The organism is Micromonospora purpureochromogenes (assembly GCF_900091515.1).
Taxonomy (GTDB): Bacteria; Actinomycetota; Actinomycetes; order Mycobacteriales; family Micromonosporaceae; genus Micromonospora; species Micromonospora purpureochromogenes.
Map to the genome: position 1 here is coordinate 3,924,716 of NZ_LT607410.1, position 26,320 is coordinate 3,951,035.

23 protein-coding genes are annotated in these 26,320 nt (G+C 73.1%); 5 read left to right on the forward strand and 18 right to left on the reverse strand.

The genetic code is table 11. The annotated features are described in order from the left end of the window. Positions 1 to 4 precede the first annotated feature (4 nt). The gene (locus GA0074696_RS18200; protein WP_088962207.1) at positions 5 to 1,486 is read right to left on the reverse strand and encodes a peptide MFS transporter; all 1,482 of its coding nucleotides are present in this window, start codon (positions 1,484 to 1,486) and stop codon (positions 5 to 7) included. Between the two features lie 216 nt (positions 1,487 to 1,702). Here GA0074696_RS18200 and GA0074696_RS18205 point away from each other — a divergent pair, with 216 nt between their 5' ends. After that, positions 1,703 to 2,044, forward strand: a complete 342-nt coding sequence (locus GA0074696_RS18205) for an RNA polymerase-binding protein RbpA (RefSeq protein ID WP_088962208.1) — start codon at positions 1,703 to 1,705, stop codon at positions 2,042 to 2,044. 66 nt (positions 2,045 to 2,110) lie between these two features. On the opposite strand, the gene GA0074696_RS18210 is transcribed toward GA0074696_RS18205, so the two are convergent. The 3 genes from GA0074696_RS18210 to lnt form a co-directional block, all read right to left on the reverse strand. Beyond that, positions 2,111 to 2,650: an FxsA family protein gene (locus tag GA0074696_RS18210; protein ID WP_088962209.1), complete on the reverse strand. Its 540-nt coding sequence runs from the start codon at positions 2,648 to 2,650 to the stop codon at positions 2,111 to 2,113. 98 nt (positions 2,651 to 2,748) lie between these two features. Then, complete coding sequence (locus GA0074696_RS18215; RefSeq protein WP_088962210.1) at positions 2,749 to 3,549, reverse strand: polyprenol monophosphomannose synthase; 801 nt, start codon at positions 3,547 to 3,549, stop codon at positions 2,749 to 2,751. Between the two features lie 11 nt (positions 3,550 to 3,560). Then, positions 3,561 to 5,138, reverse strand: a complete 1,578-nt coding sequence (lnt, locus tag GA0074696_RS18220) for an apolipoprotein N-acyltransferase (RefSeq protein WP_231925455.1) — start codon at positions 5,136 to 5,138, stop codon at positions 3,561 to 3,563. 142 nt (positions 5,139 to 5,280) lie between these two features. Between lnt and GA0074696_RS18225 the strand changes: the two genes are divergently transcribed. Continuing rightward, complete coding sequence (locus GA0074696_RS18225; protein ID WP_088962212.1) at positions 5,281 to 5,985, forward strand: alpha/beta fold hydrolase; 705 nt, start codon at positions 5,281 to 5,283, stop codon at positions 5,983 to 5,985. A 402-nt stretch (positions 5,986 to 6,387) separates the two neighbouring features. Here GA0074696_RS18225 and GA0074696_RS18230 read toward each other — a convergent pair whose 3' ends face one another. From GA0074696_RS18230 to kdd, 6 genes are all read right to left on the reverse strand, one after another. Beyond that, a complete protein-coding gene (locus GA0074696_RS18230; RefSeq protein WP_088962213.1) occupies positions 6,388 to 7,725 on the reverse strand; it encodes a glutamate mutase L in 1,338 nt (445 codons plus the stop codon). Continuing rightward, a complete protein-coding gene (gene kal / locus GA0074696_RS18235; RefSeq protein ID WP_088962214.1) occupies positions 7,722 to 8,114 on the reverse strand; it encodes a 3-aminobutyryl-CoA ammonia lyase in 393 nt (130 codons plus the stop codon). The genes GA0074696_RS18230 and kal overlap by 4 nt, the downstream gene beginning before the upstream one ends. After that, positions 8,111 to 8,872, reverse strand: coding sequence for a lysine 5,6-aminomutase subunit beta (gene kamE, locus GA0074696_RS18240; RefSeq protein WP_088962215.1), 762 nt, complete (start codon positions 8,870 to 8,872; stop codon positions 8,111 to 8,113). Before kamE ends, kal begins: the two co-directional genes overlap by 4 nt. Next, positions 8,869 to 10,431, reverse strand: coding sequence for a lysine 5,6-aminomutase subunit alpha (gene kamD / locus GA0074696_RS18245; RefSeq protein ID WP_088962216.1), 1,563 nt, complete (start codon positions 10,429 to 10,431; stop codon positions 8,869 to 8,871). The genes kamE and kamD overlap by 4 nt, the downstream gene beginning before the upstream one ends. A gap of 67 nt (positions 10,432 to 10,498) precedes the next feature. Further along, on the reverse strand, positions 10,499 to 12,070 hold the full coding sequence (locus GA0074696_RS18250) for an amidohydrolase (RefSeq protein ID WP_088962217.1): 1,572 nt from the start codon (positions 12,068 to 12,070) through the stop codon (positions 10,499 to 10,501). A 5-nt stretch (positions 12,071 to 12,075) separates the two neighbouring features. Next, entirely contained in the window at positions 12,076 to 13,137 is a 1,062-nt protein-coding gene (gene kdd, locus GA0074696_RS18255) for an L-erythro-3,5-diaminohexanoate dehydrogenase (RefSeq protein ID WP_088962218.1), read from the reverse strand. Between the two features lie 145 nt (positions 13,138 to 13,282). Here kdd and GA0074696_RS18260 point away from each other — a divergent pair, with 145 nt between their 5' ends. Then, positions 13,283 to 14,689, forward strand: a complete 1,407-nt coding sequence (locus GA0074696_RS18260; protein ID WP_088962219.1) for a KamA family radical SAM protein — start codon at positions 13,283 to 13,285, stop codon at positions 14,687 to 14,689. 93 nt (positions 14,690 to 14,782) lie between these two features. Further along, positions 14,783 to 15,946 (forward strand): low temperature requirement protein A, encoded by a 1,164-nt coding sequence (locus GA0074696_RS18265; protein ID WP_088962220.1) that lies wholly within the window; start codon positions 14,783 to 14,785, stop codon positions 15,944 to 15,946. Here GA0074696_RS18265 and GA0074696_RS18270 read toward each other — a convergent pair. Both GA0074696_RS18270 and GA0074696_RS18275 read right to left on the reverse strand, forming a co-directional pair. Beyond that, on the reverse strand, positions 15,924 to 16,256 hold the full coding sequence (locus GA0074696_RS18270) for a YnfA family protein (protein WP_088962221.1): 333 nt from the start codon (positions 16,254 to 16,256) through the stop codon (positions 15,924 to 15,926). The two genes, GA0074696_RS18265 and GA0074696_RS18270, sit on opposite strands and share 23 nt — an antisense overlap. A 62-nt stretch (positions 16,257 to 16,318) precedes the next feature. Beyond that, on the reverse strand, positions 16,319 to 16,510 hold the full coding sequence (locus GA0074696_RS18275) for a CsbD family protein (RefSeq protein ID WP_088962222.1): 192 nt from the start codon (positions 16,508 to 16,510) through the stop codon (positions 16,319 to 16,321). Positions 16,511 to 16,822: 312 nt separating this feature from the next. On the opposite strand from GA0074696_RS18275, the gene GA0074696_RS18280 reads away from it, so the two are divergent. Beyond that, entirely contained in the window at positions 16,823 to 17,389 is a 567-nt protein-coding gene (locus tag GA0074696_RS18280; RefSeq protein ID WP_088962223.1) for a histidine phosphatase family protein, read from the forward strand. Positions 17,390 to 17,413: 24 nt separating this feature from the next. Here GA0074696_RS18280 and GA0074696_RS18285 read toward each other — a convergent pair whose 3' ends face one another. The 6 genes from GA0074696_RS18285 to GA0074696_RS18310 form a co-directional block, all read right to left on the reverse strand. Beyond that, complete coding sequence (locus GA0074696_RS18285; protein ID WP_088964658.1) at positions 17,414 to 17,905, reverse strand: Lrp/AsnC family transcriptional regulator; 492 nt, start codon at positions 17,903 to 17,905, stop codon at positions 17,414 to 17,416. 53 nt (positions 17,906 to 17,958) lie between these two features. Next, positions 17,959 to 18,180, reverse strand: coding sequence for a DUF433 domain-containing protein (locus tag GA0074696_RS18290; RefSeq protein ID WP_088964659.1), 222 nt, complete (start codon positions 18,178 to 18,180; stop codon positions 17,959 to 17,961). 9 nt (positions 18,181 to 18,189) lie between these two features. Next, positions 18,190 to 19,332 carry an acyl-CoA dehydrogenase family protein gene (locus GA0074696_RS18295; protein WP_088962224.1) on the reverse strand — a complete coding sequence of 381 codons (1,143 nt, stop codon included), beginning with the start codon at positions 19,330 to 19,332 and terminating at the stop codon, positions 18,190 to 18,192. Then, positions 19,329 to 20,444, reverse strand: a complete 1,116-nt coding sequence (locus tag GA0074696_RS18300; protein WP_088962225.1) for a M24 family metallopeptidase — start codon at positions 20,442 to 20,444, stop codon at positions 19,329 to 19,331. The genes GA0074696_RS18295 and GA0074696_RS18300 overlap by 4 nt, the downstream gene beginning before the upstream one ends. A 9-nt stretch (positions 20,445 to 20,453) precedes the next feature. Next, positions 20,454 to 21,698, reverse strand: a complete 1,245-nt coding sequence (locus GA0074696_RS18305) for a low temperature requirement protein A (RefSeq protein ID WP_231925062.1) — start codon at positions 21,696 to 21,698, stop codon at positions 20,454 to 20,456. Between the two features lie 124 nt (positions 21,699 to 21,822). After that, the gene (locus GA0074696_RS18310) at positions 21,823 to 26,271 is read right to left on the reverse strand and encodes a HAMP domain-containing protein (protein WP_088964660.1); all 4,449 of its coding nucleotides are present in this window, start codon (positions 26,269 to 26,271) and stop codon (positions 21,823 to 21,825) included. Positions 26,272 to 26,320: the final 49 nt, after the last annotated feature.

A 26,320-nucleotide genomic window follows, 5' to 3' on the forward strand; every position in this document is an offset into this window, starting at 1 on the left:
GGGGTCAGTGGATGCCGGCCATCAGCCGGGAGATGTGCCGGGTGAACATCACCGCGCCGAGGCCGAGCAGGACCGAGGCCAGGCCGAAGGTGAGGAAGTAGGTCGGCTCGGGCCAGGTCTCGGAGAGCCGGGCCACCTGCCCGCCGATGGCGTCGCCGACGGCGGTGGCGAGGAACCACAGGCCCATCATCTGGCTGGCGTACTTGACCGGGGCGAGCTTGGTGGTGGCGGACAGGCCCACCGGGCTCAGCGACAGCTCGCCGGCGACCTGGATGGCGTACACGGCGACCAGCCACCACGGGGAGACCAGGTCCCCGCCGACGGCGGCCTGCGCGGCGGCGGCCATCAGCACGAACGACAGGCCGTTGAGAACCAGGCCGACGGCGAACTTCACCGGCGTGGACACCCGGTGGCCCAGGCGCAGCCAGAGCCAGGCGAACAGCGGCGCCCCGATGATGATCAGGATCGGGTTGACCGACTGCAGCCAGGAGGCGGGGAAGGTGAAGCCGAGCACGTCCCGGTCGGTCCGGTCGGCGGCGAAGATGTTCAGCACCGACCCGGCCTGGTCGTAGATCAGCCAGAAGGCGGCGGCGAAGACGAACAGCCACAGGTACGCCTTCATCCGGCTGCGTTCGGTGTTGCTGATCTCCCGGTCGGTGATGATCCGCGCGAAGTAGCCGATGGTGATCAGCACGGTGGCGACGGTGAGGGTGTTGACCACGGTGTTGACGGTGAACAGGTCGGCCACGGCGAGCGCGGCGAGCACCAGCAGCAGCACCAGCACGCCGACGCCGACGCGGGTCAGCGCGCGGCGCCGGTCGGCGCCCAGCAGCGGGTCGGCGGGGCGCTCGCCGGCGTCGCCGAGGTTGCGCCGGCCCAGGACGTACTGCAGCACCCCGAAGGTCATGCCGATCGCGGCGGCCCCGAACCCCAGGTGCCAGTTGATCTTCTCGCCGAGGAAGCCGGTGACCAGCGGGGCGATGAACGCGCCCAGGTTGATGCCCATGTAGAAGATGGAGAAGCCGGCGTCGCGGCGCGGCGAGTCGCGGTCGTAGAGCCCACCGACCATGGTCGAGATGTTGGGTTTGAGCAGCCCGGTGCCGAGCACGATCAGGGTCATCCCGGCGAACACGCTCCACCGGGCGGGGATCGCCATCACGTAGTGCCCGACGGCGATGACCACGCCGCCCCACAGCACGCTGCGGCGGGCCCCGATCAGCCGGTCGGCGACCCAGCCGCCGGGCAGCGCCATCAGGTAGACCATGGCGTTGTAGGTGCCGTAGACCGCGTTGGCGGTGGACTCCCGCATGCCCAGGCCGTCCTCGGCGACCGCCGCGGTCAGGTAGAGCACCAGGATCGCGCGCATGCCGTAGAAGCTGAACCGCTCCCACATCTCGGTGAGGAACAGCGTCGACAGCGCGCGGGGATGACCGAAGAACGTCTTCCCGCCCGGCGGTCGGGCGTCGACCGGCGTGTCACTGGTCATCGTCACCTCCGGCAACCTGGGGCGGCTAACATCCCCGGTGAGCGCCGAAACACTCCACCGATTCGACCCGGCCGGGGACGACCCCGCCGGGTCCCGCCCGTGGCCGGTTACCCTTGCAGGGGCCACCGGCCGGATCACCCAGCCGGGCGGGAATGCCGCGGGGGCGACGGGCCGTTACACGAGAAGACCAGCACCACGAACGAGGGGAAGTCGATCATGGGCGAGCGTATGCTGCGCGGTAGCCGGCTGGGCGCGGTCAGCTACGAATCCGACCGCAACACGGAGCTCGCGCCGCGTCAGACCCGCGAGTACCTGTGCGCCAAGGGTCACCAGTTCGAGGTGCCGTTCGCCGTCGACGCCGAGGTCCCCACGACCTGGGAGTGCAAGTTCGACGGCAGCGTCGCGCGGCTGGTCGACGGCACCGAGCCGGAGCAGAAGAAGGCCAAGCCGCCGCGTACCCACTGGGACATGCTGCTGGAGCGGCGCTCCATCGCCGAGCTGGAGGACATCCTCGCCGAGCGGCTGCAGGAGATTCGTACCCGCCGCGGCCGCGCCTGAGCGCCCCACCTGACGACGACGGCGCCCCCGGGAGAACTTCCCGGGGGCGCCGTCGTGTGTCTGCGGTCAGGGGCGACGCGGCTCGACGATCTCACCCTCGATGGCCCGACCCCCGTCGACGACCTGCGGCGGCTCGACGACCTGCCCGTCGACCGTGGGCTCCGGCGCGGGCCGGCTGGCGCCGCGGCGCACCCGCACGGTGCGCGGCCCGAACAGGTCACCGGCGACCATCGACGACACCCGGCGCTCGGCGGCACGTTGCACCCCGGCGCGGGCCAGCCGGCGCACCGGCGGCACCAGCAGCAACAGGCCCACCACGCCGCTGACCAGACCCGGGGTGGCCAGCAGCAGCGCCCCCAGCAGCCCCACCAGCCCGTCGGTGACCTGCCGGCCCGGCGGCTGCCGGGCCTCCACCGACGAGCGGAACCCGCGCCAGGCGCGCATCCCCTCCCGGCGCAGCAGCACCAGCCCCAGCAGCGACGCCGCGAACACCAGCAGCACCGCCGAGCCGAACCCGATCACCCGGCCCACCCCGACGAAGACCGCCAGCTCCAGCACCACCGCCAGCAGCAGGGCCGGTGGCACGAACCTCAGGTATCGGCGCATCTCACCTCATCCGCGTCGCGCGGCGCCCGGTCGACGACGCCGCCGTGAACCGGACACGGGGCGGAAACCCCGCCCCTCCAGCATGACACGCCCGCGCGTCACGGCCACCGGCCCGCGACCCGCCGGCCGGACCACGCCCCCGCCCGCCGGTCCCGCAGCCCCCACGTGGTGATCCGCCACAGCGCCTCCGCCACGATCAGCGGGCTCATCTTGCTCGCGCCGCGCTCCCGTTCGACGAACGTGATCGGCACCTCCACGATCCGCACCCCCGCCCGGTGCGCCAGCCGCGACAGCTCCACCTGGAACGAGTAGCCCTGCGAGCAGACCGACTCCAACTGCATCGCCGTCAGCGCCGTCGACCGGTACACCCGGTAGCCGCCGGTGGCGTCGGAGACCGGCATGCCCAGCGCCAGTCGCGCGTACAGGTTGCCGCAGCGCGACAGCAGCAGCCGCCGCAGCGGCCAGTTCAGCACCCGCGCCCCGCGGGTCCACCGGGAGCCGATGACCACGTCGGCGTCGCGGGCGGCGGCCAGCAGCGCGGGCAGGTCCTCCGGGGCGTGCGAGCCGTCGGCGTCCATCTCCACCACCGCGTCGTAGCCGCGCCGGCGCGCCCAGGCGAACCCGGCCAGGTACGCCGCCCCGAGGCCCTCCTTGGCGGGGCGGTGCAGCACGTCGACGTGCGGGTCGGTGGCCGCCATCGCCTCGGCGATGACGCCGGTGCCGTCGGGGCTGTTGTCGTCGGCGACGAGGATGTCCACCGCCGGCGCGGCGGCGCGGACCCGGGCGACGACGTCGGGGAGGTTCTCCGCCTCGTTGTAGGTGGGGATCACCACCAGCACGCGCCCCACCCCGGGGTGGCCCACCGGCACTGGCTCGCTCACCGCACCCCTTTCGCGCATCCGCCCCGGCCTCAGCGGCCGGCGTCGACCTCCCGGCGGCGTGCGCGGCGCAGCCCGCCGGCGGCCACCAGGACCGCCACCGCGAGCCCGGCCAGGGCCAGCTCCGGCCACACACCCGCCCGGGTGGCCGGGGTACGCCCGTCGGCGAGCGCCATCTGACGCAGCACCACCGCGCGGGTGTTGAACCCGGTGGCGCCGCTTACCCGCCCGTCGGGGGCCACGAACCCGGACACCCCGACCGTGGAGGCCATCAACGCGCCCCGGCCGTGCTCGACGGCCCGCAGCCGCACCATCGCCAGCTGCTGGCGGGCCTCGGCGACGTCGAAGGTGGCGTTGTTGGTCTGCACCACCAGCAGCTGCGCCCCACCGTCGACGGTGTCGCGCACCAGGCCGTCGTAGGCGACCTCGAAGCAGATCACGTCGCCGAGCACCGCCGGCCCGGACCGGACCACGCCGGGCCGCTCACCGGGCACGAAGTCGTTGCGGACGAGGTCGACCTGCTTGCTGACCATCCGGGCGAGCGTGCGCAGCGGCACGTACTCGGCGAACGGGACGGGGTGCCGTTTGGTGTACAGCTGCGACAGGTCCGCCCCGGTGCCCGGGCGCCACAGGATCCCCGCGTTGCGCACCTGCCCCCGGTCGGGGCCGAGCAGCACCGCGCCGACCAGGATCGGCGCGCCGATCGCGTCGGCGGCCTGGGAGATCCGCTCCCCGGCGACGGCGTTGCGCAGCGGGTCGATGTCGGAGGAGTTCTCCGGCCACACCACCAGGTCGGGGCGCGGCCGCGTGCCGGCGGCGACCCCGGCGGCCAGTTCCAGGGTGGCGTCGACGTGGTTGTTGAGCACCGCCTGCCGTTGCGCGTTGAAGTCCAACCCGAGGCGGGGCACGTTGCCCTGCACGACCGCGACGGTGACGGTCCGGCCGGTGCCGGCCGCGCCGGTGGGCACCAGCAGCGCCCCGCCGGTGAGCGCGAGGGCCGACGCCACCAGCAGCGCCACCGGCGCCCAGCCGCGCCGGTCACCGCCCGGCCAGCGCCGCCACCCGGCGGCGAGCAGCAGCCCACCGGTCAGCGCCACGGCGAACGTCACCAGCGGCGCGCCACCGAGCCAGGCCAGCCGCAGCAGCGGCGACGTGTCCTGGCTGAACGCCAGCCGCCCCCACGGGAACCCGCCGAACGGGGTGCGGTCGCGCAGCGCCTCCTGCGCCACCCAGAGCAGCCCGGTCACCACCGGCCACGCCCAGCGGCGCCGGTCCACCAGCGGCGACACCCACGCGGTGGCGACGCCGAGCAGCGCCAGGTAGCCGGCCTGCAGCAGCGACAGCAGCACCCACGGCAGGTAGCCGGTGTGCAGGTTGGTCCACTCCAGCATCGGCGCGAACAGCGCCACCCCGGTCAGGAAGCCCAGGCCGGCGCCGGCACGCAGCCGCCGCCGGTGCGCCGCCGCGCCGAGCAGCGCCACCCCCACCGGGGCCAGCGGCCACACCCCGTACGGCGGGAACGCCAGCAGCATCGCCAGGCCGGCGAGCACGGCGGCGGGCACGGCCAGCCGCAGCGGCAGCGCGCGCGGGGCGTCCGCGCGGCCGACCACCTCGGCGGCCCGGGTCTCATCCCGGTCGAGCGTCGTCACCGGCACCTCACCACGATCACGCGCCGAAGGCTACCCGGCCGGCGGTGGCCGGTGCCGCCGGCCGGGCAGGGTCGTGTCGTACCCGGCTGGCAGGGTGACCGGCATGACAGCACCCCCGACCGTGACGTACGTGCTGATACCCGGCGCCGGCGGCAGCGCCGACTACTGGCAGCCGCTGGTCGACGAGCTGCGCCGGCGGGGCCGGGAGGCGGTGGCCGTGGCGCTGCCCGCCGCCGACCCGCACGCCGCGCTGCCCGAGTACGCGGCCGTGGTCCGCGCCGCCGTCGACGCGCACCCGCGGGTGGTGCTGGTGGCGCAGTCACTGGGCGCGTTCACCGCCCCGCTGGTCGCCGACCATCCGGCGGTGCGGCTGCTGGTGCTGGTCAACCCGATGGTGCCGGCGCCGGGTGAGACGGCCGGTGACTGGTGGGCGGCCACCGGCCACGGCCCGGCCCGCGCCGCGTACGCCGCCGCCCAGGGCCGTGACCCGCACGCCGGCGTCGACCTGGCGGTGGACTTCTTCCACGACGTGCCCGCCGAGGTGACCGCCCGGCTGCTCGCCGGCGGGGGCGGCGAGGAGGCGGAGGCGGTGTTCGTCCGGCCGAACCCGCTGCGCCGCTGGCCGGACCTGCCGACCCGGGTGGTGACCGGCCGCGACGACCGGTTCTTCCCGGCGGACTTCCAGCGCCGCCTGGCCGTCGAGCGCCTCGGCGCGCGCCCCGACGAGCTGCCCGGCGGGCACCTGCTGGCGTTGAGCCAGCCCCGCCGGCTGGCCGACCTGCTGGAGTCCTACGCCCGGGACATCTGAACGGGCGGGCGGGAACAGAAATCGGGGCGCGGCATACGCCGCGCCCCGATGCTCCCAGGCCCTCCCCGGCCGGTGGGGCGAGAGTAAGGTGCGCCGACCTTCGGACCGACCGGACGCGGACTGGCTGCCCCCGCCGGGCCGTTGTCTACTGGCCGTGCCTCTCACCCTGCCCGTACACCGGTAACCGCGGCCGGTTCGCGCCGCCCCGCCGACCCCCGCCCGCTGGACCTGGCCGCCGCGACGAGTTGCACCGTGTCGCTCGGCCAGCGGACGAAGGGACGAAGCGAACAACAGCCGCTTCCCGTAGTAGGACTCAAAGACGGTACGGCTTGGACCCCCGCCGCTGTCAACCCACCCCCGGCCAGTCGTGTGTTGCGACACGGCGTGTCGCGTCGGCGCGTCTCAATCCGTGCCGAGATGCCGGCGCAGCAACGCCCGCGCCGCCTGCGGATGGTCGTCGGCGAGCAGCCCGCCGGCGGCCAGCACGTAGTCCACATCGACCACCGCGCGCGCCTCCCGGGGCAGCGGCCACCCGCCGGCGTGGTCGGCCAGCACCGCGGCGAGAACCCCGGCGGCGTGGTCGGCGGGCGCATGCCGCAGCACACCACCGGAACCCACCATCAGCCGCACGTCCCGCAGGTCCCGGCCGGCGCGTTCCCCGGTGGCCGCGCCCCGGGCGTGCCGGCGCAGCGCCACCGTCGCGGCCAGCGCCGCGATCCGCCGGTCGACGGCCCGCTCCGCACCGGATTCGGCCAGGAACCCCGGGTCGGCGGCCCGCACCGTCGCCGCCCGCTCCAGATCGTCCTGCTCCCCCACCACGAGCAGGCGTTCCTCGGCGGCGGCGCGGACCACCCCCGGGGCGCTCCACCGCATCCCCAGGTCCCCCTCGACGGTGCGGGCCCGCCACAGCGTCCCGGCGACCTCCCGGCCCGGCCCGTCGGCCCGCTCGTCCGGGGTGAGCACCGAGTACACGTCGGTGGTGGCCCCACCGACGTCCACCACCGCCAGGTCCCCGCCCAGGGTGTCGGCGAGCACCTCCACGCCGGTCAGCACCGCGTCCGGGGTGGCCGCGCGTACCAGCCGCGCGAACCGGGTCCCCCGCGACAGCCGCTTGCCGCCGATGACGTGCCGCAGGAACACCTGCCGGATCGCCGCCCGCGCCGACGCCGGGGCCAGCACCCCGATGCGCGGCAGCACGTTGTCCGCCGCCGTCACCGGCACCCCCGCCCCGGCCAGCAGCGCGGACAGCTCGTCGCGGACCGCGACGTTGCCGGCCAGCACCACCGGCACCCGCCAGCGGGCCTTCGCCAACCGGGTCGCGTTGTGCGTCAACGTGTCGGCGTCCCCACCGTCGGTGCCACCGACCAGCAGCACCACGTCCGGGCGGGCCGCCCGCAACGCCGCCAACTCCGCCGCGCCGAGCCGGCCCGCGGCCACGTGCACCACGTTCGCGCCCGCCGACAACCCCACCCGGCGGCCCGCCTGCGCGGTGACCAGCGGCTCGTAGCCCACCACCGCCAGGCGCAGCCCACCACCGGCCGACGAGCACACGTACCACGGCACGTCCCGCACGCCCAGGCCGGCGGTGGCCGCGCCGACCGCGGCGTCCAGGCCGTGCAGCACGTCCGTGCCGACCGTGGTCGGCGCCGACGCCGCCGCGACCAGCGCGGCGCCGTCGAGGTCCACCACCGCGACCTTCGTGTACGTGGACCCGACGTCCGCGCAGACGGCGAGGGTCACGCCGGCGGCGGGACGACCACGGTGCCGGTCGCGGTGACCGCCACGATCGGCGTGTCCAGCACCTCCGCCGCCGACTCCGACCGGTCCGGACGACCCCGGCACACCACCCGCGCCTCGAAGTCGATCGTGCGGCTGCGGGTGCCCACCCGGGTCACCGTCGCGGTCACCTCCAACACGTCCCCCGCCCGCATGGCGCCGCGGAACTGCACATCCGAGTACGACGCGAACAACCCCTCGTCGCCGTCGGTGCGGATGCACACCTCCGTCGCCACGTCCCCGAACAACCCCAGCGCGTACGCCCCGTCGACCAGGTTCCCCGCGTAGTGGGCGTGCGAGTACGGCACATACCGCCGGTGGGTGACGGTCAGCCCGACCCGGGAATCACTCATGCCCCTGCCTTCTTGTTCGTGATCAGCGCGTGCACCAGGTAGCTGGCCACCTCACCCGGGGTGGTGCCCCGGGTGAAGATCCGGTCCACGCCCAACTCGCCGGTCATCGTCTCGTCGAACCGCGGCCCGCCCACGATCAGCAGCGGCCGCTTCCCCGCCGGCATCGCCTCCCGGAACGCCGCCGACATCTCCCGCGTGTTGTGCAGGTGCGCGTCGCGCTGCGTCACCACCTGCGACACCAGCACCGCGTCGGCCTTCTCCACCCGGGCCGCCTCCACCAGCTCCGGCACGCTGACCTGCGCGCCGAGGTTGGTGACCTTCAGCTCCCGGTAGTACTCCAGGCCCTTCTCCCCCGCGATGCCCTTGACGTTGAGGATCGCGTCGATGCCCACGGTGTGCGCGTCCGTGCCGATGCACGCCCCCACCACCGACAGCTTGCGCCGCAACCGCTGCTTCACCACCGCGTTGACCTCCTTGGCGCTCAGCAGCGGGAAGTCCCGCTCCACCACCTGCACCGCGGAAAGGTCCACCAGATGGTTCACCCGCCCGTACACCACGAAGAAGGTGAACCCGTCGCTCATCGGCTTGGCGTGCACCAGCATCGCCGGGTCGATGCCCATCTTGTTGGCCAGCTGGATCGCCGCGCCCTCGGCCCGCTTGTCGTGCGGCACCGGCAAGGTGAACGACACCTGCACCATGCCGTCACCGGTGGTGTCCCCGTACGGCCGGACGATCTTCTTCTCCGCCGGGGCCGTCACGGGCGCTCCCCTTCCAGGATCTCGGTGGCCGGGTTGTAGTAGTCGGCGTCGTGGGCGGCCACCCCGGCCAGGCCCTTGCCCCGGTCCGCGGGCCGCTTCATGATCCCGAACGTGCCCTCGGCGATCGCCGTCAACAGCGACTGGTCACCGATGCGCTCCAGCAGATCCAGCGCCTCACCCAGCACCCGGTTGGCGCGCTGCTGGATGAACCCGCCCGGCGCCGGCACGAAGTCCTCGTGCAGCCCACCGGCCGCGCCCAGCACGTAGCGCACGTTCTGCAGGGCGATGTCCCGGTCCGACAGCCACGGCGTCACCACCGCCTCGGTCATCATCCCCACCAGCAGGATGCCCTGCCCGGTCATGGCACCCACCAGGTTGAAGAACCCGTCGAGCAGATTCCCGCGGAACACGTCCCCGGTCATGTGCTTCGTCGGCGGCATCCACTTCAACGGCGCGTCCGGGAACAACTCCCGCGCCAGCAGCGCGTGCGCCAACTCCAGGCGGAACGACTCCGGCAGATCCGGGTTGATCTCGAACGCGTGCCCCAGCCCCAACTGCCAGTCGGCCAACCCCGCCTCGTGCGCGAAGAACTCGTTGAGCAGCTGCGACACCGTCACCGTGTGCGCCTCGTCCACCGCGTCGGCAGTGGTCAGGTAGTTGTCCTCACCGGTGTTGATGATGATCCCCGCCCGGGCGTGCACCTGCCGGGAGAACCGCTGGTCCACGAACGTGCGGATCGGGTTGATGTCACGGAACAGGATCCCGTACATCGAGTCGTTGAGCATCATGTCCAGCCGCTCCAGGCCGGCCAGGGCCGCCATCTCCGGCATGCACAGACCCGACGCGTAGTTCGTCAGCCGCACGTACCGGCCCAGCTCCTTCGACGTCTCGTCCAACGCCGCCCGCATCAACCGGAAGTTCTCCTGCGTGGCGTACGTGCCGGCGAAACCCTCCCGGGTCGCCCCCTCCGGCACGTAGTCCAACAGCGACTGCCCCGTCGACCGGATCACCGCGATGACGTCCGCGCCGGCCCGCGCCGCGGCCTGCGCCTGCGGGATGTCCTCGTAGATGTCACCGGTCGCCACGATCAGGTAGATCCACGGCCGCTGCGCCGGATCCCCGTACCGCTTCACCAGCCGGTCCCGCTCCGCGCGCCGCCGGTCGATCGACCGGATCCCCGCCCCGACCGCCTTGCGGGCCGCCTTCCGGGCGGCGGTGGCCGCCTTTCCGGCCGGCTGTGTGAAGCGCACCGACCCGGCCGCCGCCTTCTGCGCCAGCAACGTCACGTCGCTGATCTGCTCCCGGGCCAGCGCGTCGAACACCGGCACCGCCACCCCGTGCCCCAACCCGACGTCGGCCACCACCGCGTCGACCAGCCGGTTCACCCACGGAATGCCGTCCGGGTCCGCGCCGGTCACCCCGGCCAGCCGCAACACCGCCCGCTCCACCGACACCGTCGTGTGGCTACGCGCCAGATCCACCACCGGCTGCCCGGCCCGGCGCGCCAACTCCCGCGCCCGCGCCACCAGCACCGGATCCAGGTCGAGCTTGCCCGTCACGCCGTCACCCCGGCCCCACTCGCCGCCGGCGCGACCCGCGCCCGTGCTGCCTCGATGCTTCGCTCGCTCACGCAGACCCTTCCTCATAGATGACCTCACCGCGCAGCACCGTGCGCCGGCACACCGGCAACGGCGTCGGATCCTGCGGACCCCGCAGCTCCGGGTCCTCGGCCTGCAACACCGGCAGACCCCGCTCCACCCCCGCCGGCGTCGACCACACCGCGAACGTCGCCGGCGCCCCCAACGCCAGCACACCCTCGTTGTCCAGGTGCACCGCCCGCCAACCGCCCCGGGTGTGCGCCGCGAACGCCGCCCGCGCACTCATCCGCTGCACCGGGTTGTGGTGCGCCGCCGCCGCCCGCACCGAACCCCACGGGTCCAGCGGCGTCACCGGCGAATCCGACCCGAACGCCAACGCCACCCCGACCGCGTGCATCGCCCCCATCGGGTTCGACTCCAACGACCGGTCCAAACCCAACCGCGACTCGTACATCCGACCCGCGCCACCCCACAACCGGTCGAACGCCGGCTGCATGCTCGCCACGATCCCGTACTCCACGAACCCGGCGATCAGCCGCTTGTTCATGATCTCCGCGTGCTCCACCCGGTGCCGCGCCGCCCGCACCCGGTCCGTGCCCAGCTTCTCCGCCGCCGCCGCGAACCCCTGCAACACCGTCGAGATCGCCGCGTCCCCGATCGCGTGGAACCCGCCCTGCATCCCGTGCGCCGCACAGTCCAGCAGGTGGTCACGCACCTCGTCCGCGGAGACGTACCCGTGCCCGCACGAACCCGCGTCACCGTCCAGGTACGCCGACGACACGTGCGCCGTCCGCGAGCCCAACGCCCCGTCGGCGAACAGGTCACCACCGGCCCCGACCGCGCCCAACTCCCGGGCCCGCGCCGCACCCAGCAGCTCACCCCAGTAGCCGTACACCTCCGGCACGCCGTCGCCCGACACCGCCAGCAGACCCGTGAAGTCCTCCTCGTCGGAGATCTCCGGACCACCGCACTCATGCACCGCCGCGATGCCCAGCGACGCCGCGTGCGCCAACGCCGCCCGCTGCGCCGCCACCCGCTGCGGACGCGTCACCGACGCGAACGCCGCCGCCCGCACCACGTGGTGCGCGTCCCGACGCAACCACCCCGACGCGTCGTACCCGGCGGCCTGCGCCGCCTGCGGACACGCCGCCAACAGCGCCGCCGAGACCAACGCCGAATGGATCGACGCCTGCGACAGGTACACCCGCCGACCCCCGGCCGCCCGGTCCAGCGCCGCCGCGTCCGGCAACTGCGGCACCGGCCAGTTCGACTCGTCCCACCCGTGCCCCAGCACCACCGCGTCCGCCGGCAACCCCGCCGCGAACGCCGCCACCGCCGCCAGCAGCCCCGCCGCCGACCGCACCCCGGACAGGTCCAACCCCGACAACGCCAACCCCGTGTCCGTGGCGTGCACGTGCGCGTCCACGAACGCCGGCGTCACCAGCGCACCGTCCAGCTCCACCACCCGGTCGGCGACCGGCGCGTCCCGGTCCGCGCCCAACCAAACGATCCGGCCGTCGGTCACCAGCAGGGCCGTCGCGCGCGGATCGGCCGGACAGTGCAGCACGCCGCCGCGGTACAGAGTCGAGGGGTTCGTCATGACACTCAGTCTGCCGCCAGCCGGGACTCGAACAGAGCGCGGACCCCCGGCTCCGACCGCAGCAGACCCAGCGCCAGCTCCGCGTGACCCGGCACGTACCCGTTGCCCACCAGCATCGTCACATCAGCCGCCAGGCCCTCCGCGCCCAACGCCGCCGCCGCGAAGCTCGTCGCCATCGAAAAGAAGATCACCGTGCCGCCGTCCGCCGTGGCCAGCACCGCCCCGTGCTCGCAACCCGGCACGTCCACGCAGACCACCGTCACGTCCGCCGGCACCCCCAGCGCCGACGTCACCACCGTCGACAACGCCACCGGATCCCGGGCGTCGGCCAACGCGACCACCGAGGCCAGCCCGGCGTCGGTCAGCGCGTCGCGCTCAGCCGCCACCGGCACCACCCCGACCGTACGACCCGCGCCCGCCCGCCGCGCCGCCGCCAGCGACAGCGACCCGCTCTTACCGGCCCCACCGATCACCGCGACGCGCACCGGCGTCGGGTCGTTCTCGCGCTGCCTGCGCGCCACGTGCTCCGCGACGACCCGCCCGGTCAGCGCCGGCGCCCCGCACACGTCGAGCACCGCCAGGGACAACTCCGGGTGCAGGTCCGCCGGCAGCACCGCCGCGATCGACCGGGCGAACAGGATCGCGTACCCGTCGCACGGCACCTGCTCGCTGCGCCCGTCCCAGCGGGCCAGCCCGTCGAGGACGGTCAGCGGGGTCAGGGTCAGCGACACCAGCGTCGCCACCCGGTCACCGGCCGTCAGCTCCAGCGGCGAACGCCGGCCGACCTCCTCCACGGTGCCGATCAGCATGCCGCCCGACCCGGTCACCGGGTTCTGCATCTTGCCCCGGGTGGCGATGATCTCCAGCACCTCGGCGCGGACCTTCTCCCCGTCGCCGCCGTGCTTCTCCGACAACTGCCGGAAGCTCGCCGCGTCCAGGTTCAGCCGCTCGACCCGGATCCGCACCTCGTTCGGCGCGATCCGCGGGTCGGCGTCCAGCCGCCACGCCGCCTGCGGCAGCACCCCCGCCGGTTCCACAACGCGGTGCAGACCCACCGGTGACGTCACGCCGACCTCCCCTGTCAGCCGCGTGAAGCCCCGGCCTGGGCTCGCATCGCGGGAAAACTTCCGGCAGACTAATATCTTCACCGGATATTTTCCAGTAGCCTACGGGCCGCTGATCATCTGCACCACTACGCACCGAGGAGGGGCCGTGACCCAGACCCAACCGGTTGAGACCATCCCTCAACCCCGTCACGCCCCGGTCGCGACGCCGACCGCCGGGCAGCCGTACGAATACCGCCGCAGCCCCCTGGTCGAACCCGACTGGACCCGCTTCCCCGGCTGGCGCCACGTCACCCGCGACCAGTGGGAGAACGCCCAGTGGCAGCGCGTCAACTGCGTCAAGAACATCAAGCAGCTGCGCACGGTCCTCGGCGACGGAGTCGACGAGACCTTCTACGACGACCTCGCCGCCGACCAGAGCGCCCTGGCCACCATGTCCATGCTGGTGACGCCGCAGATGCTCAACACCATGGTCCCGTTCGCCCCGATGACCACCGAGGCGTTCCACGCCGACCCCGTGCGGCGCTACATGATCCCCGTCGCCTCCGACCGGCGCACCGACTGGCCGTCACACCCGTACGCCAGCCGCGACTCGCTGCACGAGCACGACATGTGGGTCGCCGAGGGCCTCACCCACCGCTACCCCACCAAGGTCCTCGCCGAGCTGCTCTCCACCTGCCCGCAGTACTGCGGGCACTGCACCCGGATGGACCTGGTCGGCAACTCCACCCCCGCCGTCGACAAGCTCAAGCTCACCCTCAAGCCCGTCGACCGCTACGACGCCCACATCGCCTACCTCAAGGCCCACCCCGGCGTCCGCGACGTCGTGGTCTCCGGCGGTGACGTGGCCAACGTGCCGTGGCGCAACCTCGAGTCGTACCTGATGCGGCTGCTGGAACTGGAGACCGTCCGCGACATCCGGCTCGCCACCAAGGCCCTGATGGGCCTGCCGCAGCACTGGCTCCAGCACGACGTCGTCGAGGGCCTGGAGCGGGTCGCCCGCACCGCCGCCCGACGCGGCGTCAACCTGGCCATCCACACCCACGTCAACCACGCCCAGTCGATCACCCCGCTGGTCGCCAAGGCCGCCCAGACCGCCCTCGACGTCGGCGTCCGCGACGTACGCAACCAGGGCGTGCTCATGCGCGGCGTCAACGCCACCGCCCCCGACCTGCTCGACCTCTGCTTCGCCCTGCAGGGCGAGGCGGGCATCCTGCCGTACTACTTCTACATGTGCGACATGATCCCCAACGCCGAGCACTGGCGGGTCCCCGTCTGGCACGCCCAGCAGCTCCAGCACGACATCATGGGCTACCTGCCCGGCTACGCCACCCCGCGGATCGTCTGCGACGTCCCCTTCGTCGGCAAGCGCTGGGTGCACATGCTCACCGAGTACGACCGCGAACGCGGCATCTCGTACTGGACCAAGAACTACCGCACCTCCATCGAGTCCGCCGACCTGGAGGCGCTCAACAAGCGCTACGCCTACTACGACCCGATCGACACGCTGCCCGAGGCCGGCCAGCAGTGGTGGGCCGCCCACCGCGACGACTGACCCGCACCACCCCCGTCACCCCCGCGCGGCCCACCGGCCGGCGGGGGTGACGACTTTCCTCCCGGCCCGCCCCGCCGACGCTAGCGTCACGACATGTGGCCCTCACCAGCCGAGCGCCCCGACACCGCCGACCGGGTCACCCCCGTCGAACTCTTCTTCGACGTCGTCTTCGTCCTCACCATCACCCAACTCGCCCGGCTCCTCGAAGCCGACCTGCACTGGACCGGCCTGGGCCGCACCGTCCTGATCTTCGGGCTGCTCTGGTACCTCTACACCGGCTACGTCTGGCTCACCAACCACGTGCCGCCCCGCCGACCCGGCCGCAAACTTCTGCTCTTCGCCGGCATGGCCGGCTTCCTGATCACCGCCGTCGCCCTGCCCGACGCCCTCACCGGCAGCGGCCTGCTCTTCGGGGTCGGCTACCTGGTCGTCGTCCTCGTCCACCTCACCCTGTTCGCCCGCAGCACCGCCCGCGCCGGGGTCCGCCGACTCGCCCCCTACAACCTCGGCGCCGCCGCGCTGGTCATCGCCGCCGGCCTGCTCACCGGCCCCGCCGTACCCGCCCTCTGGATCGCGGCCGTGCTCACCCAGAGCGTCCTGCCCTACCTGACCCCCCGCCACTCCTGGATCGGTGTGGCGGCGAGCTTCCAGGTCAACGCCGCCTACTTCGTCGAACGGCACGGCCTACTGCTCATCGTGGCCCTGGGCGAAACCGTCATCGCCATCGGCATGGGCGTACCCCCCGACCACCTCGGCCCCGGCACCGTCGGCGCCGTCGTGCTGGCCCTCGCCCTGCCCGCCGCCCTCTGGTGGACCTACTTCACCGACACCCCGCGGACCGAACACGCGCTCGCCGACGCCGCACCCGCCACCCGCACCCGGCTCACCGCCCACACCTACGTCTTCGGGCACTTCGTGCTGCTGCTCGGCGTGGTCCTCACCGCCACCGGGCTGCACGCCGTCGTCGCCCACCCCGACGAGCCCTCCGGCTGGCCGGCCGCGCTCGCCCTCTCCGGCGGCCCGGCGCTCTTCCTCGCCGGCATGGCCGACGCGCGTCGCACCTTCGGCACCGGCCGGCGCGGAGATCGCCTCGCCGTCGCCGCCCTGATCCTTCTCACCCTCCCGGTCGGCGCCACGGTGAACGGCTCGCTGCACCTGGCCGTGGTGACCGCCCTGCTCACCGTGATGCTGGTGGCCGACCGCCGCCGCCACGACATCCCGGCGGTCACCGGCGTCAGGCGCGCGGGGCGTACATGATCACCGCGACGCCGACCAGGCAGATCGCCGCACCGGCCAGGTCCCAGCGGTCCGGCCGGAAACCGTCCACGACCATCCCCCACGCCAGTGACCCGGCCACGAACACGCCGCCGTACGCGGCCAGGATCCGGCCGAAGTGTGGATCCGGCTGGAAGGTGGCCACGAAGCCGTAGCAGCCCAGCGCGATCACCCCGGCCGCGATCCACCACAGGCCCCGGTGCTCGCGCCAGCCCTGCCAGACCAGCCAGGCTCCGCCGATCTCGGCGAGCGCCGCCAGGGCGAACAGCAGAAGGGACCGGGCGACCGTCACGCCCGCAACGCTAATCGAGCGGTCCCCGGCGGTAGCCGGGGACCGCTCGTCAGGTGCCTGGGTCAGCGGAACGTGTCGCGCGCCCGGCGACCGGCGTCCCGGGGGTCCCCGCCCGTCCGCCGGGCCCGGGCGGTGCTCTGGTCGGTGGCGCCCTCACCCCGCAACGGCTCGTTGTCGGTGACGTCGCCGATCCGTTCCTTCGCGACGCCGGCGAGCTGCTGGGCCTTGTTCTTCGCCTTGTCCGTGAAGCTCATCTCGCCTCCTGCTGCTCCGGCGGTGTGCGAGGCGCTCCGCCCCGCTTCCCCGGTGCGTCCCCGGTCCCCAAGACCCGAAACCGTGCGCTCCTGGTTGCGGCTCTGTTGGGCCGTGACCAGGAGCGCGTCGCGTAAGGCATCCTAGGATACTGGTCTGAGGGGTTTGCCCTGGAGACCTCATCCCGCCGGGCGGCGGCTGGCGCGGTGACCGCGCTGGCGTGGTCACCGCGCCACACCCGCTGAGGCGTCCTAGGACAATGGGTGGCTCGTCACTGTCCGGCCGACGGCGTCCGGTACTGGTTGACTGGGGGCATGAGCGAGATCCTCCTGGTCCGGCACGGCGAGACCACCTGGAGCGCCAGCCGCCAACACACCTCGTACACCGACCTGGCCCTGACGCCCGACGGCGAGCGGCAGGCCCGCGCCCTCGGCGCGGTGCTGGTCGGCCGACGGTTCGCCCGGGTGTTGTCCAGTCCTCGCCAGCGCGCCCGGGCCACCGCGCAGCTCGCCGGCCTCACGGTGGACGAGGTGGACGACGACCTGGCCGAGTGGAACTACGGCGAGTACGAGGGCCGGACCACCGTGGACATCCAGAAGGACGATTCGCGCTGGAACATCTGGACCGACGGGTGTCCCGGAGGGGAGACACCGGAGCAGGTCGGCGAGCGGGTCGACCGGTTGCTCGCCCGGGTCACTCCCCTGCTCGACCACGGCAGCGTCGCCCTGGTCGGACACGCGCACAACCTGCGCGTGGTGGGCGCGCGCTGGATCGGGCTGCCCCCGTCCGGCGGCGGGAAGCTCCGGCTGGACACCGCCACGATCAGCGTGCTCGGGCACGAGCACGGGCGCCCCGTCATTCTGCGCTGGAACGGGAGCTGAGGGAACGGGAGCCGGCCGGCCCGCTCAGCCGGCCTCGCCGTTGGTGCGGGGCCGCACCCGGGTCCGCGGGTCGAGGTCGATCTTCGGCGGCCGCCCCTCGTACGGGGTGGAGAGCACCACGGTCGTGCGGGTGGTGACGTTGGCCGCCGTGCGGATCTCCTGAAGCACCCGCTCCAGGTCGGCCGGGCCGGCCACCCGCACCAGCAGCAGGTAGAAGTCCTCCCCCGCCACCGAGTAGCAGGAGTCGATCTCGGGCAGGTGAGCCAGCCGCTCCGGCGCGTCGTCCGGCTGCGACGGGTCGAACGGGCGGATCGCCACGAACGCGGTCAGCGGCAGGTCCAGCGCCTCGAACGAGACCCGGGCGGCGTAGCCGTTGATCACCCCGCGCTGCTCCAGCCGGCGGACCCGCTGATGCACCGCGGAGACCGACAGCCCCACCTTCTCCGCCAGATCCGTGTACGACAGCCGACCGTCAACGGTCAGTGCCGCGACGATGGCGCGGTCGATCTCCTCCACGGCGTGCAACCTACCGGGTCCGAGCCCGGGGTGCGACGACCGGCCGGCCGCGGTCACGCTGGGCGGGCCGTCCGGTCGCGCACCGCATCGGCCGCGTAGTTCAGCACCTCGGCCAGGTCCTCCTCGTCGAGGAAGGGCAGGTCGGTGAGGATGTCGGTGACGGACATCCCTTCCGCCATCATCGCCAGCAGGGTGGCCACCGGGATCCGGGACTGCCGCACGCAGGGCGCGCCGCCCATCACCTCGGGGTCGACGGTGATCCGGGGGAAGGTCACCGGCACAGGCTAGCCCTTTGCGAGGGCCCGGGAGATCACCAGCCGCTGGATCTGGTTGGTGCCCTCGACGATCTGGAGCACCTTGGCCTCCCGCATGTACCGCTCCACCGGGTGGTCGGCCACGTATCCGGCGCCGCCGAGCACCTGCACCGCGTCGGTGGTCACCCGCATCGCCACGTCGGTGGCGAAGAGCTTCGCCTTCGCCGCCTCGATCGAGTACGGCCGGCCGGCGTCGCGCAGCCGGGCGGCGGAGAGCGTCAGCGCTCGGGCGGCGGAGATCTGCGTGGCCAGGTCGGCGAGGTTGAAGCCGAGCCCCTGGAAGTCGATGATCGCCTGGCCGAACTGCCGCCGTTGTTTCGCGTAGCCGACCGCGTAGTCGAGGGCGGCCTGGGCCAGCCCGACCGCGCAGGCGGCGATGCCGAGCCGGCCGGAGTCCAGGGCCGACATGGCGATGGTGAAGCCCATGCCCTCGCCGCCGATCAGCCGGTCGGCGGGCACCCGGGCGTCGTCGAAGGCGATCTGCGCGACCGGGGAGGCGTGCAGGCCCATGGTCCGTTCGGCGGCCTGCGGGTGCAGGCCCGGGGTGTTCTTCTCGGCCAACAGGCAGGAGATGCCCTTCGGGCCGGGGCCGCCGGTGCGGCAGAAGATGTTGTAGAAGTCCGCGACCCGGGCGTGCGTGATCCACGCCTTGGTGCCGGAGACGACGTACGAGTCACCGTCCCGGACGGCCTTCGTGGTCATCGCCGCCGCGTCCGAGCCACCCTGCGGCTCGGAGAGGCAGTAGGCCCCCAGCAGCTCCCCGCCGATCATGTCGGGCAGCAGCTTGCGCTGGGCGTCGGTGCCGAACTGGGCCACCGGGTAGCAGGACAGGGTGTGCACGCTGACCGCCTCGGCCACGGCGAGCCAGCGGCTGGCCAGGATCTCCAGCACCTGGAGGTAGACCTCGTACGGCTGGGCGGCGCCGCCGTACTCCTCGGGGTAGGGCAGGCCGAGCAGGCCGGCCCGGCCCAGGGTGCGCAGCACCTCCCGGGGGAACTCGGCGCGCTCCTCGAACCCGGCGGCCCGGGGGGCCAGCTCGCGGTCGGCGAGTTCGGTGGCGAGGTCGAGCAGGTCGTGGGCCTCGTCGGTGGGGAGGATCCGGTCGACAGTCATAGCGCGATGAGCTCCGTGGGGGTGGTGTTGAGCCGGTGCACGCCGTCCGTTGTGCAGACGACGATGTCCTCGATGCGGGCGCCGTGTCGGCCCGCGAGGTAGATGCCGGGTTCGATGGAGAACGCCATGCCGGGCTCCAACGGCCGGGAGTTGCCGGCGACGACGTACGGCTCCTCGTGCCCGTCCAGGCCGATGCCGTGGCCGGTGCGGTGCAGGAAGGCGTCGCCGTACCCGGCGGCGGTGATCGGCTCGCGGGCGGCCGCGTCGACCGCCTCGGCGGTCACGCCGGGCCGGACCGCGGCCACGGCCGCGCGCTGCGCGGCGTGCAGCACCTGGTAGTAGTCGGTGAACTCGGCCGGGGCGCGCCCGCCGGCGAGGTAGGTGCGGGTCGAGTCGGAGCAGTAACCCGAGGGCATGGTGCCGCCGATGTCGACGACGACGGGTTCGCCGGCCTGGATCCGGCGGTCGGAGGTGCCGTGGTGCGGGCTGGCGCCGTTCGGGCCGGCGGCGACGATGACGAAGTCCACGGTCGCGTGGCCGGTGGCGCGGATCGCCGCGGCGATGTCGGTGGCGACCTCGGCCTCGGTCCGCCCCGGCCGCAGCCACTCGCCCATCCGCGCGTGCACCGCGTCGATCGCGGCGCCGGCCTCCGCCAAGGCGGCGATCTCGGCGGACGACTTGCGCACCCGCAACTCGCGCAGCACCTCCCCGGCCAGCCGCTGGGTCGCCCCCGGCAGCGCAGCGCGCAGCGCGAGGACCTGCTCGGCCCACATCCGGTCGGCCAGGCCGACCGCCGCGACCGGTCCGCCGAGGGCGGCCGTGACCAGCGGGTACGGGTCGGTGCCGTCGGCGTGGTCGACGATGCGCACGCCGGTGTCCGGCGCCGGGGACGCCTCGGCGGCCGGACGTTCCAGGGTGGGGACGATCAGGGTCGGTTCGCCCTCGGCGGGCAGCACCAGGCAGGTCAGCCGCTCCCCCGCGTGCGCGTCGTAGCCGGTCAGGTAGCGCAGGTCGGAACCGGGGGTGAGCAGCAGCGCGTCCAGGCCGGCGGCGGCGGTGGCGCGGCGCGCGGCGGCCAGCCGGTCGGGCGGATACAGCTCGGCGGTTCCCACCCCGTCAGCTTAACGGTCGTTTGGGCGCTCCAGGGAGTCGGTCGCCGGTTCGGCGTCACCCGACCCGGGCCGGGCGCGTTGCCGTCGCCGCTCCTGCACGGCGGCGACCAGGAGGACCACGGCGAGCAGGCCGAGCGCCGCCACCGCGGGCAGGGCCCGACCGAGCGGCAGCAGCGCCAGGATGACGCCGACGAGGGCCACCTGGGCCCGGCGCACCTGGTGCGCCGAGAACCGCCGGAAGAGTAGCCGCCCGACCAGGAACAAGGCCGTCCCGCCGTACAGGGCGGTGACGCCGGGCCAGCTCATCGACCCGGCGGCCGGCGGCGCGCCGTGCCCGCCGGCGACGAGCATCAGCACCTGCTCGACGCCGAGCGCGACGTAGATGACACCGATGACCAGCAGCAGGTGGGAGAGGCTGTAGGCGTCGCTGGCGATCCGGTCCCGGCGGTCCCCCGTCGACAGGTCGAGGCTCCGCTCGGCGGCGGGCGCGACGTGGTCGAAGTAGAGCCACCACAGGCAGACGGTCACCGAGAGCCCGACCAGCGCCGCGCCGAGCACCGGCGGCCGGGTCACCGCCGATCCGGCGCCGACACCGGCGGCGACCAGCGACTCGCCCAGCGCGATGATCAGGACCAGCCCGTGCCGTTCGGCGAAGTGGTGCGGGTTGCGCAGCGGCCAGCCGCCGCGGAGAAGATGGGCGAGCCGCTGCCCGCCGACCTCCACCGCGAAGGCCAGCACCCAGAGCACCGACTCTGCCGTACCGCCGAGCAGCGCGCCGAGCACGAGCGGCAGCCAGCCCACGGCGCTGACCGCCGCGAAGATCCGGATCCGGGCCCGCAGGCCCGGCGTCGCCGCCGCCGACCAGTAGTAGAGCGCCAGGTGCACCACCCGCAGCAGCACGTAGGCCAGCGCCAGCAGCAGCGGACCGTCGAGGCCCGGACCGGACGACCAGGCCTGCGGCATGACCAGGGCGGCGACGAAGAGCGCGGCCATGGCGGCCAGGACACCCGCGCGGACCACGCCGACGTCCGCCGGTGTCTGGTTGCCCAACCACGCGTACGACGACCAGGAGAACCAGAGCAGCACCAGCAGGAGCAGCCCCCGCGCCATGGACTGCGGGGACGGCGGCTGCCCCATGAACGCGATGATCCGGGTGAGCGCGAAGACGAAGACGAGGTCGAAGAAGATCTCGAAGGTGGTGGCCGGATGGTCCCGCGCCATCCGGGCCGCCGGGCCGCGCGTTGAGAACCGCACGGCGCCACCACCCGTCCGTCCCGCCGACTGGATCCGATGCTAGGGCCGGTGGCGGGGCCGGACGGGAGCGTCGGGGAAACGTCCGCCTCCCGGGGCACGGGGTCCCGGGAGGCGGACGGCGGCGTCAGCTGCTGAGCCAGCGCTGGATGCAGCGCAGCAGGTCGTCTGCGTCGACCGGCTTGGTGACGTAGTCGCTGGCGCCCGAGGAGATGCTCTTCTCCCGGTCGCCGTGCATCGCCTTGGCGGTGACGGCGATGATCGGCAGCTCGGCGTAGCGGGGCATGGCCCGGATCGCCGCCGTGGCGGCGTACCCGTCCATCTCCGGCATCATCACGTCCATCAGCACCAGGTCGATGTCGTCGTGGCGCATCAGCGTCTCGATGCCCTTGCGGCCGTTCTCGGCGTAGACGACGTCGATGCCGTGCAGTTCCAGGATGTTGGTCAGCGCGAAGACGTTGCGGGCGTCGTCGTCGACGACCAGGACCTTGCGCCCGGTCAGCGCCGCGGCGAACGCGTCCCCGGCCAGTGCGGGGTCGGCGGTGGGGGACGTGAGCGGCACGACCCGCTCGGGGCTCTCCGCCGACAGGTGCAGGGCGATTCGCTCGCGCAGGTCGTCCAGGCTGCGCAGCACCTCCACCGGCCGGTCCTTGCCGATGGCCTGGAGCAGCGTCTCCTGGCCGGCGGTCAACGGCTGCCCGAGGTAGGCCAGCACCGGCAGGCGGTGCAGGTCCGGGTGGTCGTCGAGCGCCTTGAGCAGGGCCGTCCCGCCCTCGACGGACATGTCCAGGTGCAGCACCAGCAGGTGGTACCGGTGCGCGGTGAGCGCCTCGATCGCCGAGGCCGTGTCCACCGCCGTGGACACGTCGACCGCGTGCTCCGCCGGCCCCGCCGCGACGCCCTGGGCCAGCATGGTGAGCAGTCCCTTGTCGTGTTCCTCGAGCACCAGCAGGCGCCGCTGCTCGGCACGCCGGTAGGTGTCCGGCTCGGCCGGGGCGGTCAGGTGACCGCCGACCGGGCCGGCGGCCTCGACGCCGTACGGCCCGACGACGGTGGCGGGCAGGTAGAGGGTGAAGGTGCTGCCCTGGCCCAGGACGCTCTGCGCGGTGATCCGGCCGCCCAGCAGGTGGGCGATCTCGCGGCTGATGGACAGGCCGAGGCCGGTGCCCCCGTACCGGCGGCTGGTGGTGCCGTCGGCCTGCTGGAAGGCGTCGAAGATGGCGGTCAGGTGCTGCTCGGCGATGCCGATGCCGGTGTCGATGACCCGGAACGCGATGACGGTCTCCGCCGGCTCGACGCCGCCGGGCAGCTCGTCCGGCCGGGCCCGCTCGATGCGCAGCTGCACGCTGCCCTGCTTGGTGAACTTGACCGCGTTGGAGACCAGGTTGCGCAGCACCTGGCGCAGCCGCTGCTCGTCGGTGTGCAGGGTGGTGGGCACGTCCGGGCCGGTGACGATGTCCAGCTCCAGCCCGCGTGGCGTGGTCAGCGGGCGGAAGGTGGCGTCGACGTAGTCGCGCAGGACCGACAGGTCGAAGGTCTCCGGGTTGATGTCCATCTTGCCGGCCTCGACCTTCGACAGGTCGAGGATGTCGTTGATGAGCTGCAACAGGTCGGTGCCGGCGGAGTGGATGACGGTGGCGTACTCGACCTGCTTGCTGGTCAGGTTGCGGTTCGGGTTCTGCGCGAGCAGCTGGGCCAGGATCAGCAGCGAGTTCAGCGGGGTCCGCAGCTCGTGGCTCATGTTGGCCAGGAACTCGGACTTGTACTTCGAGGCGAGCGCGAGCTGCTGGGCGCGCGCCTCCAGCTCCTGGCGGGCCTGCTCGATCTCGGAGTTCTTCGTCTCGATGTCGTGGTTCTGCCGGGCCAGCAGCGCCGCCTTGTCCTCCAGCTCGGCGTTGGAGCGCTGCAGCTCCTCGGAGCGGGCCTGCAGCTCCTCCGACCGGGTCCGCAGCTCGGCCGCGAGGCGCTGGGACTCGGTGAGGAGGATGTCGGTACGGGCATTGGCGACGATGGTGTTGACGTTCACCCCGATGGTCTCGGTGAGCTGGTCGAGGAAGTCGCGCTGGGTGTCGGTGAACCGGCTCATGCTGGCCAGCTCGATAACGCCGAGCACCTGGTCCTCGAAGAGCACCGGCAGCACCACCAGGTGCAGCGGGGCGGCGGCCCCCAGGCTGGACGAGACGGTCACGTAGTCGGCCGGCACCGCGTCGACCACGATGGCCCGCTTGCTCACCGCCACCTGGCCGACGAGGGAGTCGCCGAGGGCGTAGCGGCGCCGGGTGGCGTCGTGCCCGTAGCCGCCGACGACCCGCAGCGCCCTGCCCTCGGCGAGGTCGTCGACCAGCAGGAACGTGCCGAGCTGCGCGGAGACCAGGGGCGCCAGCTCGTTCATCACCAGACCGGCGACCACCTCGAGGTCGCGGTGGCCCTGCATGAGCCCCGAGATGCGGGCTAGGTTGGTCTTGAGCCAGTCCTGTTCCTGGTTGGTGCGGGTGGTCTCGCGCAGCGACTCCACCATCGAGTTGATGTTGTCCTTCAGCTCGCCGACCTCGCCCGGGGCGTCCACCGTGATGGACCGGGTCAGGTCGCCGGTGGCGACGGCGCTGGTCACCTCGGCGATCGCCCGCACCTGGCGGGTCAGGTTGCCGGCCAGCTCGTTGACGTTCTCGGTGAGCCGCTTCCAGGTGCCGGAGACGCCCTCGACCTCGGCCTGACCGCCGAGGCGGCCCTCGCTGCCCACCTCCCGGGCCACCCGGGTGACCTCGGCGGCGAAGCTGGAGAGCTGGTCGACCATCGTGTTGATGGTGGTCTTCAGTTCCAGGATCTCGCCGCGGGCGTCGACGTCGATCTTCTTGGTCAGGTCGCCCTGCGCCACCGCCGTGGTGACCTGGGCGATGTTGCGGACCTGGCCGGTGAGGTTGTTCGCCATCGAGTTGACGTTGTCGGTGAGGTCCTTCCAGGTGCCCGCGACGTTCGGCACCCGGGCCTGACCGCCGAGGCGTCCCTCGGTGCCCACCTCGCGCGCCACCCGGGTCACCTCGTCGGCGAAGGCGCTCAGCGTGCCGACCATCGTGTTGATGGTCTGGGCCAGGACGGCGACCTCACCCTTGGCCTCGACGGTGATCTGCCGGCTCAGGTCGCCCTGGGCGACGGCGGTGGCGACCAGCGCGATCGAGCGCACCTGGTTGGTGAGGTTGTTGGCCATCTCGTTGACGTTGTCGGTCAGGTCCTTCCAGGTGCCGCCCACGTTGGAGACCCGGGCCTGACCGCCGAGCCGCCCCTCGGTGCCCACCTCGCGCGCCACCCGGGTCACCTCGTCGGCGAACGCGGAGAGCTGGTCGACCATCGTGTTGATGGTCTCCTTCAGCGCCAGGATCTCCCCACGCGCGTCGACCCGGATCTTCTGCGTCAGGTCACCCTTGGCGACCGCGGTGGTGACCTCCGCGATGCTGCGCACCTGCGCGGTGAGGTTGTCGGCCATGACGTTGACCGACTCGGTGAGGTCCTTCCAGGTGCCGGAGACGCCCTTCACGTCGGCCTGGCCGCCGAGGCGGCCCTCGGTGCCCACCTCGCGGGCGACCCGGGTGACCTCGTCGGCGAAGGACGACAGTTGGTCCACCATCGTGTTGATGGTGCTCTTCAGCTCCAGGATCTCGCCGTGCGCGGTGACGGTGATCTTCTGCGACAGGTCGCCCCGGGCCACCGCCGTGGCCACCTGGGCGATGCTGCGCACCTGGTCGGTGAGGTTGCCGGCCATCGAGTTGACCGAGTCGGTGAGGTCGCGCCAGGTGCCGGCGACGCCACTGACCTGGGCCTGGCCGCCGAGGCGCCCGTCGGTGCCGACCTCCCGGGCGACCCGGGTGACCTCGTCGGCGAACGACGACAGCTGGTCCACCATCGTGTTGATGGTGCTCTTCAGCTCCAGGATCTCGCCGCGGGCGTCGACGGTGATCTTCTGCGACAGATCGCCCCGGGCCACGGCGGTGGTGACCTGGGCGATGTTGCGGACCTGGCTGGTCAGGTTGCCGGCCATGAAGTTCACCGAGTCGGTGAGGTCGCGCCAGGTGCCGGCGACACCGGGCACCTCGGCCTGGCCGCCGAGGCGGCCCTCGCTGCCCACCTCCCGGGCGACCCGGGTCACCTCGTCGGCGAACGACGACAGCTGGTCCACCATCGTGTTGATGGTGATCTTCAGTTCGAGGATCTCGCCGCGCACGTCGACCGTGATCTTCTGCGACAGGTCGCCCCGCGCCACGGCGGTGGCCACCTCGGCGATGTCGCGGACCTGGTCGGTGAGGTTGCCGGCCATCGCGTTGACCGAGTCGGTGAGGTCCTTCCAGGTGCCGGAGACGCCGGGCACCTCGGCCTGACCGCCGAGCTGGCCCTCGGTGCCGACCTCCCGGGCCACCCGGGTCACCTCGGAGGTGAACAGCGACAACTGGTCCACCATGCCGTTGAAGACGGTGGCGATCTCGCCGAGCAGCCCGTCGGCGTCCTCGGGCAGCCGGGTGCCGAAGTCGCCGTCCCGCACCGCCGTCAGGCCCGCCAGCAGCTGCCGCAGGCCCGGATCGGCCATCGGCCCGCCGGCGCTGCCCGCCGTCTCGCGTCGCCGCGGCACCGTCTGT

Excerpts from the sequence above, each read along its gene's own strand:
- GA0074696_RS18200 (WP_088962207.1), bottom strand. The coding sequence starts at position 1,486 with ATGACCAGTGACACGCCGGTCGACGCCCGACCGCCGGGCGGGAAGACG.
- GA0074696_RS18205 (WP_088962208.1), top strand. The coding sequence starts at position 1,703 with ATGGGCGAGCGTATGCTGCGCGGTAGCCGGCTGGGCGCGGTCAGCTAC.
- GA0074696_RS18210 (WP_088962209.1), bottom strand. The coding sequence starts at position 2,650 with ATGCGCCGATACCTGAGGTTCGTGCCACCGGCCCTGCTGCTGGCGGTG.
- GA0074696_RS18215 (WP_088962210.1), bottom strand. The coding sequence starts at position 3,549 with ATGCGCGAAAGGGGTGCGGTGAGCGAGCCAGTGCCGGTGGGCCACCCC.
- GA0074696_RS18225 (WP_088962212.1), top strand. The coding sequence starts at position 5,281 with ATGACAGCACCCCCGACCGTGACGTACGTGCTGATACCCGGCGCCGGC.
- kal (WP_088962214.1), bottom strand. The coding sequence starts at position 8,114 with ATGAGTGATTCCCGGGTCGGGCTGACCGTCACCCACCGGCGGTATGTG.
- GA0074696_RS18250 (WP_088962217.1), bottom strand. The coding sequence starts at position 12,070 with ATGACGAACCCCTCGACTCTGTACCGCGGCGGCGTGCTGCACTGTCCG.
- GA0074696_RS18265 (WP_088962220.1), top strand. The coding sequence starts at position 14,783 with ATGTGGCCCTCACCAGCCGAGCGCCCCGACACCGCCGACCGGGTCACC.
- GA0074696_RS18275 (WP_088962222.1), bottom strand. The coding sequence starts at position 16,510 with ATGAGCTTCACGGACAAGGCGAAGAACAAGGCCCAGCAGCTCGCCGGC.
- GA0074696_RS18280 (WP_088962223.1), top strand. The coding sequence starts at position 16,823 with ATGAGCGAGATCCTCCTGGTCCGGCACGGCGAGACCACCTGGAGCGCC.
- GA0074696_RS18295 (WP_088962224.1), bottom strand. The coding sequence starts at position 19,332 with ATGACTGTCGACCGGATCCTCCCCACCGACGAGGCCCACGACCTGCTC.
- GA0074696_RS18310 (WP_088964660.1), bottom strand. The coding sequence starts at position 26,271 with ATGGCCGATCCGGGCCTGCGGCAGCTGCTGGCGGGCCTGACGGCGGTG.